A 12,755-nucleotide genomic window follows, 5' to 3' on the forward strand; every position below is an offset into this window, starting at 1 on the left:
GACCCACTACGCTTGGTGAACATGAAGATCGCTTTCGTGGGAAAGGGCGGCAGCGGCAAGACGACGCTGTCCTCCCTCTTCATCCGCCACCTCGCCGCCAATGAAGCCCCCGTCGTCGCGGTGGACGCCGACATCAACCAGCACCTGGGCGCCGCGCTCGGACTCGGCGAGGACGAGGCCGCCGAACTGCCCGCCCTCGGCGCGCACCTGCCCCTGATCAAGGAGTACCTGCGCGGCTCCAACCCGCGCATCGCGTCCGCCGACACGATGATCAAAACCACCCCGCCCGGCCGGGGCTCGCGCCTGCTGCGGGTCACCGAGGACAACCCGGTGTACGAGGCCTGCGCTCGCACGCTCCTGCTGGACGGGGAGCCCGTACGGCTCATGGCCACCGGGCCGTTCACCGAGGCCGACCTGGGCGTGGCCTGTTACCACTCCAAGGTCGGGGCGGTCGAGCTGTGCCTCAACCACCTGGTCGACGGCCCCGACGAGTACGTGGTCGTCGACATGACGGCCGGCTCCGACTCCTTCGCCTCGGGCATGTTCACCCGCTTCGACATGACCTTCCTGGTGGCCGAACCGACCCGCAAGGGCGTTTCCGTCTACCGCCAGTACAAGGAGTACGCGCGGGACTTCGGGGTCGCGCTGAAGGTCGTCGGCAACAAGGTCCAGGGCCCCGAGGACATCGAGTTCCTCCAGGACGAGGTCGGCGAGGACCTGCTGGTCACCGTCGGGCACTCCGACTGGGTGCGGGCGATGGAGAAGGGCCGTCCGGCCGCCTTCGAGCTGCTGGAGGCGACCAACCGGTTCGCCCTCCAGGCGCTCCAGGACGCCGCCGACGACTCGTACGCGCACCGCGACTGGGACCGGTACACGGAGCAGATGGTGCGGTTCCACCTCAAGAACGCGGAGAGCTGGGGCAACGCCAAGACCGGGGTCGACCTGGCGGACCAGGTCGACCCCGGCTTCACCCTGCGCGAGGGCGTCGCGAACACCGCCGGAGGCGAGTCCTTCGTCAGCCCTCGTCCGCACTCTCATCAGCCGGCTCCGCAGCCGGCTTGACGCCCGCGGGGGCGGCCGGCGCCGCCGGCGGCCCCGCGGTCAGGAACTTCGCCCAGCCCTGCTTCGGCGCCTCGCCGACGTCGAGGGAGCGCATCCACGCCAGGGCCTTCGGGTCCTGGGCGTCCAGCCAGTCCACGAGCTCACGGAACGGCACGCACCGGACCTCCGGCTTGGTGCACATGGTCTTGATGGACTCCTCGACGGCTCGCATGTAGGTGCCGCCGTTCCAGGACTCGAAGTGGTTGCCGATGATCAGCGGCGCACGGTTGCCCTGGTAGACGCGGTCGAAGGCCTCCCGCAGGCCGTCGCGCATCTGGTCGCCCCAGTACGCGTGCTGCGAGGGGTCTCCCTGCGAGGTCGTCCCGGACTGGTTGACCATGTAGTTGTAGTCCATGCTCAGGGTGTCGAAGGCGCGGCCCGGCATGGGCACCAACTGGAGCGGGACGTCCCAGAGTCCGTCCGTCTTCTTGGGCCAGATCTGCTTGCTGATGCCGCTGGAGTCGTAGCGGAAGCCCATGTCCCTCGCCGCCAGCATGAAGTTCTTCTGGCCTTCGAGGCAGGGGGTGCGGGCGCCGACGAGCTCCTTGTCGTAGTCGAAGGGGAGCGCCTCCATGGTCTTCAGGCCCGCATTGGTCTTCCAGTTCTTGACGAAGGACTTGGCCTGGTTGATCTCGCTCTTCCACTCGTCCACGGACCAGGTGCCGACACCGCCGTCCGGCCCGCAGAAGTGCCCGTTGAAGTGGGTGCCGATCTCGTTGCCCTCGAGCCAGGCGCCGCGGACCTGGGTGGCGGTGTCCTTGATGCCCTGGAGGTCGCCGAAACCGATGTCGGAGCGGCCGGGCGAGTGCTGCGGCGCGGTGTAGAGGGAACGCTTCTCCTCGGGGAGCAGGTAGACGCCGCTGAGGAAATAGGTCATGCGGGCGTTGTACTGCTTGCCGACCTCGCGGAAGTGCGAGAAGAGCTTCTGGCTGTCCTCACCGGCCCCGTCCCAGGAGAACACCACGAACTGCGGCGGCTTTTCGCCGGGCTTCAGCTTCTGCGCCTTCTGCACGTTCGGCTGGGGGCCGGTGTACGCGGTCGAGCCGTCGCCGATGGGCCGGTTGACGCTGCCGGGAGCTTCGGGGACGGCGCCCTTCCGCGCGTTCGGGGCCCCCGGGCTCGGGGACTTGGCGGGTTCCGAGCCACTGCACCCGGCGACTCCCAGGACCAGCGCCGTGGCGACCAGGCCGCCGGCGATCTTCTTCGTGGCGGCGATCATCCGCCCCACCTCTCCCTCACAGTTCCATCGCAGGACTTCCGTTCCGCAACGTCCCACGCGGTCAACTTTGAGGAAGGTATGACAAGCCGGACAAAATGCTTAATCACTCTTGAGTGCTAATCCATGGGCCAATTGCCCGTATTATTCACCGCTTGCCTTTACTCTCCATTACCATCCATTTACCGAGTGTTGAGACTCCCGCCGCTTCATCCCTCCCCCAGAGGAGACGGGAACCTATGACAGCCAGCTCCCCCACCCGCACGACCGAACAGATCCGCAAAGATCTCCCCGCGGACCTCTCCGCCTCCATCGCCGTCTTCCTGATCGCCCTGCCCCTCTCGCTCGGCATCGCTCTGGCCACCGGCGCCCCACTCCAGGCGGGGCTGGTCGCCGCAGCAGCCGGCGGGATCGTCGCCGGGCGGCTCGGCGGCGCCCCGCTCCAGGTCAGCGGCCCGGCCGCCGGACTCACCGTGGTCACCGCCGAGTTGATCCAGCACTACGGGTGGCGCACCACATGTGCCATCACCGTGCTCGCCGGCCTCTGCCAGCTCGGCCTCGCCGCACTGCGCACCGCCCGGTCGGCGCTCATGGTCAGCCCGGCCATCGTGCACGGCATGCTCGCCGGCATCGGCGTGACCATCGCCCTGGCCCAGCTGCACATCGTGCTCGGCGGCACACCGCAGAGCTCCGCCGTGGCCAACGTCCAGGGACTGCCCGCCCAGTTGGCCGACCTGCATCCGGTCGCCCTCGGGGTCAGCGTGCTGACCCTGATCGTCCTGCTCGGCTGGCCGCGGCTGCCCGGACGGGTGGGCCGCGCGCTGCGCAAGGTGCCGGCGGCGCTCGCCGCCGTCGCCACGGCCACCGCCTTCGCCGCGCTGGCCGGGCTCAGCCTGCCCCGGGTGGACCTGCCGTCCTGGAGCAGCCACGCCCTGCCCGAGCTGCCCGAGGGGCCGGTCCTCGGCATCATCGCCGCCGTACTGACCATCACCCTGGTCGGCAGTGTGGAGTCCCTGCTCTCCGCGGTCGCGACCGACAAGCTGATCGCCTCCGAGCGGCGTACGGGCAACCGCCCGCCCCGCGCCGACCTCAACCGGGAACTGCGGGGGCAGGGCGCGGCGAACATCGTCTCCGGGGCCCTGGGCGGACTGCCTATCACGGGCGTGGCCGTCCGCAGCGTGGCGAACGTCAAGTCCGGTGCCGTCAGCCGGAAATCGGCCATGCTGCACGGACTCTGGGTGCTGCTTGCGGCCGGGCTGCTGGTCCCTGTCCTCGACCTGATCCCGCTGGCCGCACTGGCCGCGCTGGTGATGGCCGTGGGCGTGCAGATGGTCAGCATCACCCACCTGCGCAGTGTCACCCGGCACCGGGAGATCCCGGTCTACGGCACGACCATCGCGGCCGTGGTGCTCGGCGGGGTCCTGGAGGGCGTGGCCATCGGCATCGCGGTGGCCGTCGCCCTGGCCCTGCACCGGCTCGCCCGGACCCGGATCACCATGGAACGGCTGGACAGCGGGATCCACCGGGTGCGGGCGCGCGGGCAGTTGACCTTCCTCGCCGTGCCGCGGCTGAGCCGGGTGCTGAACCAGATTCCGCACGACGGGCACGTGGTGATCGAGCTGGACGGCTCCTTCATGGACCACGCGGCCTACGAGACCCTGCACGACTGGCAGGAGTCCCACCTGGCCCACGGGGGCTCGCTGGAGGTCACCGGCCGCTCGGGCTCGGCGATCCTGGCCTCCGGCGACGCCGACCCGGCCGACGGCACCGATCCGGCCGGCGGCTCCGGCGGGGACCACGGGGCGACCGCGGACGGGCTCCACGCGGCCCACGGCGCCGACCGTTCCCGGCGCACGGCCCAGCGCGGGGTGCACCAGTGCTGCCGGCCCTGGACCCCCTGGCAGAACCACTGCGACCACCGCCCCACGGGGACCAGTACGCCCACGGCCGCGGCCAGGGCGGCAGCGGCCGCCGAGACCTCCGCGGCCGAATCCACCACGCCGGCGCCCCGGCGGCGCGGCGCCGGCCAACTGGCCAGCGGAATCAGCGCCTTCCAGCGGGACACCGCACCCCACGTGCGGGACGAGCTGGCCCGGCTGGCCCGCGAGGGGCAGCGGCCCTCCCAGCTCTTCCTCACCTGCGCGGACTCCCGCCTGGTGACCAGCATGATCACGGCCAGCGGCCCGGGCGATCTGTTCACGGTCCGCAATGTCGGCAATCTGGTCCCGCTGCCCGGCGCGGAGTCCACGGACGACTCCGTAGCGGCGGCGATCGAGTACGCGGTGGACGTGCTGAAGGTGGACAGCATCACCGTGTGCGGGCACTCGGGCTGCGGGGCCATGCAGGCCCTGCTCAGCTCCGCGCCCGGGGTTCCGATGACCCCGCTGCGCCGCTGGCTGCGGCACGGGCTGCCCAGCCTGGAGCGGATGGCCAGCCGTCACCACGCCTGGGCCCGGATCTCGGGCAGGCTCCCGGCGGACGCGGTGGAGCAGCTGTGCCTGACCAATGTGGTCCAGCAGCTGGAGCACCTGCGGGCGCACGAATCGGTGGCCAGGCGGCTCGCCGAGGGCACCCTGGAGCTGCACGGGATGTACTTCCACGTGGGCGAGGCGCAGGCCTACCTGCTGTCCGAGGGCGAGGACTTCTTCGACTGCCGCGTCTTCGACACCGTGGGCCAGAACGCCTGAACCGCGGCACACCTGTAACCGCGGCACACCTGCACCGCGGCACGCCTGAACCGCGGCACGCCTGAACCGCGGCACGCCTGATCCTCAGCGCCCGTGAACCGATAGCCTCCCGTATCCGTGCCATCGTGTGGCCTCTTCCCGCCCCCTGCAGCGGGAAGAGGCCTCCGCGCGTCGTTCTCGTGCGGGCCGATCGTGATATAGGTCTAAACCAATTCTCGGCTACCCCTTGTCACCTGGGCCGCTGACTGATGAGCTATGCCCGGGGACACAACGGACACCCTGGGAAAGGGAGATGTCGTGAGCAATGAGAGCCTGGCCAATCTGCTCAAGGAGGAGCGGCGGTTCGCACCGCCCGCCGATCTGGCCGCCGCCGCCAATGTGACAGAGGCTGCGTACGCACAGGCCGACGCGGACCGGCTGGGCTTCTGGGCCGAGCAGGCCCGGCGGCTGACCTGGGCCACCGAGCCGACCGAGACGCTCGACTGGACGAATCCGCCCTTCGCGAAGTGGTTCGCGGACGGCAAGCTGAACGTCGCCTACAACTGCGTGGACCGCCACGTCGAGGCCGGCAACGGCGACCGCGTCGCCATCCACTTCGAGGGCGAGCCCGGCGACAGCCGCGCGATCACCTACGCCGAGCTCAAGGACGAGGTCTCCAAGGCCGCCAACGCCCTGACCGAGCTCGGCGTCGAGGCGGGCGACCGCGTCGCCGTCTACCTGCCGATGATCCCCGAGGCGGTCGTCGCGATGCTCGCGTGCGCCCGCGTCGGCGCCGCGCACTCCGTCGTCTTCGGCGGCTTCTCCGCCGACGCCGTCGCCTCCCGCATCCAGGACGCCGATGCCAAGCTGGTCATCACCGCCGACGGCGGCTACCGACGCGGCAAGCCCAGCGCCCTGAAGCCCGCCATCGACGAGGCCGTCGCCAAGTGCCCGCAGGTCGAGCACGTGCTCGTCGTGCGCCGCACCGGCCAGGACACCGCCTTCACCGAGGGCCGCGACGTGTGGTGGCACGACGTGGTCGGCCGCCAGTCCGCCGAGCACACCCCGCAGCCCTTCGACGCCGAGCACCCGCTCTTCATCCTCTACACCTCGGGCACCACGGGTAAGCCGAAGGGCATCCTGCACACCTCCGGCGGCTACCTCACGCAGGCCGCGTACACCCACCACGCGGTCTTCGACCTGAAGCCGGAGACCGACGTCTACTGGTGCACCGCCGACATCGGCTGGGTGACCGGGCACTCCTACATCGTCTACGGCCCGCTCGCGAACGGCGCCACCCAGGTGATGTACGAGGGCACGCCGGACACCCCGCACCAGGGCCGGTTCTGGGAGGTCGTGCAGAAGTACGGCGTCACCATCCTCTACACGGCGCCCACGGCCATCCGCACGTTCATGAAGTGGGGCGACGACATCCCCGCGAAGTTCGACCTGTCGAGCCTGCGCGTGCTGGGCTCGGTCGGCGAGCCGATCAACCCCGAGGCCTGGATCTGGTACCGCAAGCACATCGGCGGCGACCGCTGCCCGATCGTGGACACCTGGTGGCAGACCGAGACCGGCGCGATGATGATCTCCCCGCTGCCGGGCGTCACGGCCACCAAGCCGGGCTCCGCGCAGCGCGCCCTGCCCGGAATCTCCGCCACCGTCGTGGACGACGAGGCGCGCGAGGTCCCGAACGGCGGAGGCGGCTACCTGGTCCTCACCGAGCCGTGGCCGTCCATGCTGCGCACCATCTGGGGTGACGACCAGCGGTTCATCGACACCTATTGGTCGCGCTTCGAGGGCAAGTACTTCGCGGGCGACGGTGCCAAGAAGGACGACGACGGGGACATCTGGCTGCTCGGCCGGGTGGACGACGTGATGCTGGTGTCCGGCCACAACATCTCGACCACCGAGGTCGAGTCGGCGCTCGTCTCGCACCCCTCGGTCGCCGAGGCGGCCGTGGTCGGCGCCAACGACGAGACCACCGGCCAGGCCATCGTGGCCTTCGTCATCCTGCGCGGCAGCGCGTCCGAGACCGACACCCTGGTCGCGGACCTGCGCAACCACGTGGGCACCACGCTCGGCCCGATCGCCAAGCCGAAGCGGATCCTGCCGGTCCAGGAGCTGCCGAAGACCCGCTCGGGCAAGATCATGCGCCGCCTGCTGCGCGACGTGGCGGAGAACCGCGCGGTCGGTGACGTCACCACGCTCGCCGACTCCTCGGTCATGGACCTGATCCAGAGCAAGCTCCCGGCCGCCGCCGGCGGCGAGGACTGACGCCGAGGCACCAGGACGCCAAGGCCCCAAAGGGGCATCCGGCGCGCGACGCGCCGGGTGCCCCTTTCACACATAAAGTGAAGATCGCCGGATACGTCCTCGCGTACACCCTGTAAAATATTTAAAGCGTAAAGAAAGACCACAGGGTGCGCCGGGAAGTCTGGTCGGCAATGAGCTTCGCCATGCCGTCCAACCGACCCCGGAGGTGTCCCCTCGTGGCAGCGCCCAGCCCCACCGACCGCCAGAGCCGCAAGCTGCTCGGCCGGCTCTCGCTGCCCGAGCGCCGCTTCGTCGCCGATGCCCTGCGCACCGAGACCGTCGGCGGCGTACTCCTGCTCGCGGCCGCCGTTGCCGCCCTGATCTGGGCGAACGTCCCAGCCCTGGCGGACAGCTACCGGGCGGTGCAGGACTTCCACATCGGCCCCAGCTCCCTCGGCCTGGACCTCTCGCTCCAGCACTGGGCGGCCGACGGACTCCTCGCGATCTTCTTCTTCGTCGCCGGCATCGAGCTCAAGCGCGAGCTCGTCGCGGGCGACCTGCGCGACTCCAAGGCGGCCGCCCTCCCGGTGATCGCCGCCGTCTGCGGCATGGCCGTGCCCGCGCTGGTCTACGTACTGGTCAACACCCTCGGCAACGGCGCGATGGACGGCTGGGCGGTCCCGACCGCCACCGACATCGCCTTCGCGCTCGCCGTCCTCGCCGTCCTCGGCACCTCCCTGCCGTCGGCCCTGCGCGCCTTCCTGCTGACGCTCGCGGTCGTCGACGACCTCTTCGCCATCATGATCATCGCGGTGTTCTTCACCAGCGAGATCGACTTCCTGGCGCTCGGCGGCGCGCTCGTGGGCCTGGCCCTCTTCTGGTTCCTGCTGCGCCGGGGCGTCCGCGGCTGGTACGTCTACGTCCCGCTCGCGCTGGTCATCTGGGGCCTGATGTACAACAGCGGCGTCCACTCCACCATCGCCGGCGTCGCCATGGGCCTGATGCTCCGCTGCACCCGCAGGGAGGGCGAGGAGCTCTCCCCCGGCGAGCACATCGAGCACCTGGTCCGGCCCGTCTCGGCCGGTCTCGCCGTGCCCTTCTTCGCACTGCTCTCCGCCGGCGTCTCGCTCTCCGACGAGGCCATCGCGCAGGTGTTCACCCGGCCCGAGACCCTCGGCGTGGTCCTCGGCCTCGTCGTCGGCAAGGCCGTGGGCATCTTCGGCGGCACCTGGCTGGCCGCCCGATTCACCAAGGCCGAACTGAACGAGGACCTCGCCTGGCCCGACGTGCTCGCGGTGGCCACGCTCGCCGGCATCGGCTTCACCGTCTCCCTCCTGATCGGCGAGCTCGCCTTCACCGGCGACCCGGTCCTCACCGACGAGGTCAAGGCCGCCGTACTGATCGGCTCGCTCATCGCCGCCGTGATCGCGGGCATCATGCTCAAGCTCCGCAACCGCACGTACAAGGCGCTCACCGACGCCGAGGAACGGGACGAGGACCTCGACGGCATCCCGGACATCTACGAGGAGCACAACCCCGAGTACCACCTGAGGATGGCCAGGATCTACGAGGACCGGGCCGCGGAACACCGTCGCAAGGCCGAGAGCGCGGCTGCCGCGGCGCTCCAAAGCACGACCGGGTCCACCACCGAGGGCGACCGTCCGGCATGATCTGACTGACGACGCAGGACAGCCGCACGGCAGCAGACGACAGAGGGAGAGAGCGATGAGCGCAGTGGACCAAGAGGCGCAGGGAGCCGAGCGCACACTCGGCCAACTGGTCGCCTCGGCCACCGCCGAGATGTCCGCCCTGGTTCACGACGAGATCGCCCTCGCCAAGGCGGAGATCCGCGAGGACGTCAAGCGCGTGGGCAGCGGCTCCGCCTCCCTCGCCGGCGCAGGTGTGCTCGCGGTCTTCTCGCTTCCGGTGCTGACCTTCGCCGCCGCGTACGGGATCCACAACCTCGGGCTCGGGCTCGCCTGGTGCTTCCTCATCGTCGGCGGTGCGTTCCTGCTCATCGCGGGTGTGCTCGTGCTGATCGCGGTGCGGAAGTTCAAGAAGATCACGCCGCCGGAGAAGTCCATCGCCTCCGTCAAGCAGACCGCCGCACTGGTCGGGACCGTCAAGCCGCACCCGCGGCCGGTGAGTGACAAGGCTGTGGGTGTGGCACGCTCGTCCTCATGACAGCGCCCACCCCGGATTCCAGCATTCCCCCCACAGCTGCCACGGCGGTACGGCTCGACCTCCCCGGCGGGCAGGCGGTGACGCACCGGGACGTCGCCGCGAACGGCGCCCGCTTCCACGTCGCCGAACTGGGCGACGGGCCGCTGGTGCTGCTGCTCCACGGCTTCCCGCAGTTCTGGTGGACCTGGCGGCACCAGCTGACCGCGCTCGCCGACGCCGGGTACCGGGCGGTCGCGATGGACCTGCGCGGAGTGGGCGGCAGCGACCGCACCCCGCGCGGCTACGACCCGGCCAACCTGGCGCTCGACATCACCGGGGTCGTACGGTCCCTCGGCGAGCCGGACGCCGCGCTCGTCGGGCACGACCTGGGCGGGTACCTCGCCTGGACGGCGGCCGTGATGCGGCCCAAGCTGGTGCGCCGGCTCGTCGTCTCCTCCATGCCGCACCCGCGCCGCTGGCGCTCGGCGATGCTGTCCGACTTCGGTCAGACGCGCGCCAGTTCGCACATCTGGGGCTTCCAGCGGCCGTTCGTGCCCGAGCGTCAACTCGTCGCCGACGGCGGGGCGCTCGTAGGGGACCTGATCCGGGACTGGTCGGGTCCCCGGCCGCCCGAGGAAGAGGACCTCGCCGTGTACCGGCGGGCCATGTGCATCCCGTCCACCGCACACTGCTCGATCGAGCCGTACCGCTGGATGATGCGGTCGATGGCGCGGCCCGACGGGCTGCAGTTCAACCGGCGGATGAAGCGGCCGGTGCGGGTGCCGACGCTGCATCTGCACGGCTCGCTCGACCCGGTGATGCGGACGCGCAGTGCGGCCGGGTCCGGGGAGTACGTCGAAGCCCCGTACCGGTGGCGGCTGTTCGACGGGCTCGGGCACTTCCCGCACGAGGAGGACCCCGTGGCCTTCTCGACGGAGCTGGTGAACTGGCTCAAGGATCCCGAGCCGGACCGCTGAGCCCGACCGCCGCGCCACCCTCCGGCCGGCCCCCGTCCGGCTCCCGATCGCCCTGTGAAAGTCGGACAGTTCGCTCGTACGCTCGTCTTACAAGCATTCAATTGCCTGGCGCATAGGCCAATTGGCCGCCCCTGACGGGGTTACGGACCTTGGGGCACGGGCACAGCTCGGAGTATGAGCTGGACGCACGACTACGGTGACACCGCGCACGAACACCGCTCGGCGGCTACGCCGGGCACCCACGAGAGGGCCGGCCGCCACGGCCACGACCTCCGCCTCGGGATTCCGCGCATCCTGCGCCGCCGGGCCCGCTGGGTCTCGGCGCGCCTGCGCCATCCACGGACGTAGGGGCCCGGCGGGCGCGGTGCCTCAGAGGGCGCAGCCCTGGCTGTGGACCCGCCGGTCGGCGACCTTACCGGTCTGGATGTCGTCGCGGATCTCGTCCACCGTCAGCGCGTAGCCGGTGTTCGGGTCGTCGAGGGACTTCGCGAAGACGACCCCGTACACCTTGCCTTCGGGGGTCAGCAGCGGACCGCCGGAGTTGCCCTGGCGGACGGTCGCGAACAGCGAGTAGACGTCCCGTCGGACAGTACCGCGGTGGTAGATGTCCGGTCCGTTGGCATTGATCCGGCCGCGGACGCGGGCGGCGCGGACGTCGTACGCGCCGTTCTCCGGGAAGCCGGCGACGATCGCGTCGCTGCCGCTCGTCGCGTCCTTGTCGGTGAACTCCAGCGCCGGAGCCTTCAGCTTGGGCACGTCCAGTACGGCGATGTCGCGCTCCCAGTCGTAGAGCACGACCTTGCCGTCGTAGAGCTTGCCCTCGCCGCCGATCTGGACGGTCGGCTCGCCGACGCCGCCGACGACGTGCGCGTTGGTCATCACCTTGCCGGGCGCGAAGACGAAGCCCGTGCCCTCCAGCACCTTGCTGCAGCTGGGCGCGGTGCCGACGACCTTGACGATCGAGCGCTTGGCCTGCTCGGCGACGGGGCTGATCGCGAGCGCCGGGTCGGGCTCCCTGACCTCGGTGATCGGCTCGTTGGAGAACGGGGTGAACACCTGCGGGAAGCCGTTGCGCGCGAGGGTGGAGCTGAAGTCCATGAACCAGGTGTTCGCCTGGTCGGGCAGCACCCGTGACACGCCGAGGAGCACCTTGGAGTTGCGGACCTCCTTGCCCAGGGTGGGCAGTGAGGTCCCGGCGAGCAGCAGTCCGATCAGCCAGGCCACCAGCAGCATCGCGACCACGTTGACCAGGGCGCCGCCGGTCGCGTCGAGGGCGCGCGCCGGTGACCAGGTGATCTGGCGGCGGACCCGGTTGCCTAGGTGGGTGGTCAGGGCCTGGCCGATCGAGGCGCAGACGATGATGACGACGACGGCGATGACGACGACGGTGGTGGACACCTGGGTGCCGTTGTCCGTCACCCGGTCCCAGACCAGCGGGATCAGGGACACGGCGATGAGACCACCGCCGAGGAATCCGATCACCGACAGGATGCCGACGACGAACCCCTGGCGGTAGCCGACGATCGCGAACCACACGGCGGCGAGCAGCAACAGGATGTCCAGCACGTTCACGTGGGCCACCGTCTCATGCGCGCCAGTCGAGCGGGACCTGGCGCGTGCGGTCCCAGGGGAGCTCCCACCCTGCGAAGTGCAGGATCCGGTCGATCACTCCGGCGGTGAAACCCCAGACCAGAGCCGATTCGACGGTGAATCCCGGCCCCTGGTGCCCGGCCGGGTGGACGGCCATGACCCGGTGATCGGGATCCGTGAGATCGGCCACGGGAACCGTGAAGACCCGGGCCGTCTCGGCCGGGTCCACGGCGCCGACCGGGCTGGGGGTGCGCCACCAGCCGAGGACCGGGGTCACGACGAACTCGCTGACCGGGATGTAGAGCCGGGGCAGCACGCCGAAGAGCTGAACACCGGAAGGGTCGAGTCCGGTTTCCTCCTCGGCCTCGCGCAGCGCCGCGCGCAGCGGGCCGGTGGTGTGCGGATCACCGTCCTCCGGATCCAGCGCGCCACCGGGGAAGGACGGCTGCCCCGCGTGCGAGCGCAGGGTGCCGGCGCGCTCCATGAGAAGCAGCTCGGGGCCTCGGGGGCCCTCCCCGAAGAGGACGAGCACGGCGGACTGCCGCCCGCGGCCGTCCTCGGGCGGCAGGAACCGGCTCAGCTGCCGCGGCTGCACGCTCCGGGCGGCCTCGACGACGGGGTCGAGCCAGGCGGGCAGGCCGTGCGTGCTGAGCGCGATGCCGTCGCCCGCGCGGGCTCCCGCCGCAGCCTCGTTCCGTGTACCGCTACCGCGCGTCATAGGCATCCCCGTCCGTGATCTCCCACACCGCCAAACGCCGTGCGGGTACCGATTGGTTCCTCAGGTGC

At 70.6% G+C, this 12,755-nt stretch carries 10 protein-coding genes; 7 read left to right on the top strand and 3 right to left on the bottom strand.

Annotated features, from left to right (window positions below):
• The first annotated feature begins 21 nt into the window (after nt 1-21).
• On the top strand, nt 22-1,062 hold the full coding sequence (locus RIU97_RS18400) for an ATP-binding protein (RefSeq protein ID WP_404958110.1): 1,041 nt from the start codon (nt 22-24) through the stop codon (nt 1,060-1,062).
• Here RIU97_RS18400 and RIU97_RS18405 read toward each other — a convergent pair.
• Nucleotides 1,016-2,320 (bottom strand): hypothetical protein, encoded by a 1,305-nt coding sequence (locus RIU97_RS18405; protein ID WP_404958112.1) that lies wholly within the window; start codon nt 2,318-2,320, stop codon nt 1,016-1,018. The two genes, RIU97_RS18400 and RIU97_RS18405, sit on opposite strands and share 47 nt — an antisense overlap.
• A 236-nt stretch (nt 2,321-2,556) precedes the next feature.
• Here RIU97_RS18405 and RIU97_RS18410 point away from each other — a divergent pair, with 236 nt between their 5' ends.
• The 6 genes from RIU97_RS18410 (at nt 2,557) to RIU97_RS18435 (ending at nt 10,727) form a co-directional block, all read left to right on the top strand.
• Nucleotides 2,557-5,004: a SulP family inorganic anion transporter gene (locus tag RIU97_RS18410; protein ID WP_404958114.1), complete on the top strand. Its 2,448-nt coding sequence runs from the start codon at nt 2,557-2,559 to the stop codon at nt 5,002-5,004.
• A gap of 255 nt (nt 5,005-5,259) precedes the next feature.
• Nucleotides 5,260-7,260: an acetate--CoA ligase gene (acs, locus tag RIU97_RS18415; RefSeq protein ID WP_404958116.1), complete on the top strand. Its 2,001-nt coding sequence runs from the start codon at nt 5,260-5,262 to the stop codon at nt 7,258-7,260.
• 170 nt (nt 7,261-7,430) lie between these two features.
• Complete coding sequence (nhaA, locus tag RIU97_RS18420) at nt 7,431-8,909, top strand: Na+/H+ antiporter NhaA (RefSeq protein WP_404958117.1); 1,479 nt, start codon at nt 7,431-7,433, stop codon at nt 8,907-8,909.
• Between the two features lie 55 nt (nt 8,910-8,964).
• Complete coding sequence (locus tag RIU97_RS18425) at nt 8,965-9,423, top strand: phage holin family protein (protein WP_404958119.1); 459 nt, start codon at nt 8,965-8,967, stop codon at nt 9,421-9,423.
• Nucleotides 9,420-10,379, top strand: coding sequence for an alpha/beta hydrolase (locus RIU97_RS18430; RefSeq protein WP_319722123.1), 960 nt, complete (start codon nt 9,420-9,422; stop codon nt 10,377-10,379). The genes RIU97_RS18425 and RIU97_RS18430 overlap by 4 nt, the downstream gene beginning before the upstream one ends.
• A 174-nt stretch (nt 10,380-10,553) precedes the next feature.
• Complete coding sequence (locus RIU97_RS18435; protein WP_319722124.1) at nt 10,554-10,727, top strand: hypothetical protein; 174 nt, start codon at nt 10,554-10,556, stop codon at nt 10,725-10,727.
• Nucleotides 10,728-10,748: 21 nt separating this feature from the next.
• Here the strand turns inward: RIU97_RS18435 and RIU97_RS18440 are convergent, their stop codons facing one another.
• Nucleotides 10,749-11,951: a MarP family serine protease gene (locus RIU97_RS18440; protein ID WP_404958123.1), complete on the bottom strand. Its 1,203-nt coding sequence runs from the start codon at nt 11,949-11,951 to the stop codon at nt 10,749-10,751.
• Between the two features lie 13 nt (nt 11,952-11,964).
• Nucleotides 11,965-12,693, bottom strand: a complete 729-nt coding sequence (locus RIU97_RS18445; protein ID WP_404958125.1) for an NUDIX hydrolase — start codon at nt 12,691-12,693, stop codon at nt 11,965-11,967.
• Between the last annotated feature and the right edge of the window lie 62 nt (nt 12,694-12,755).

Origin of the sequence: Streptomyces sp. 147326, from assembly GCF_045000215.1 — a bacterium.
Taxonomy (GTDB): Bacteria; Actinomycetota; Actinomycetes; order Streptomycetales; family Streptomycetaceae; genus Streptomyces.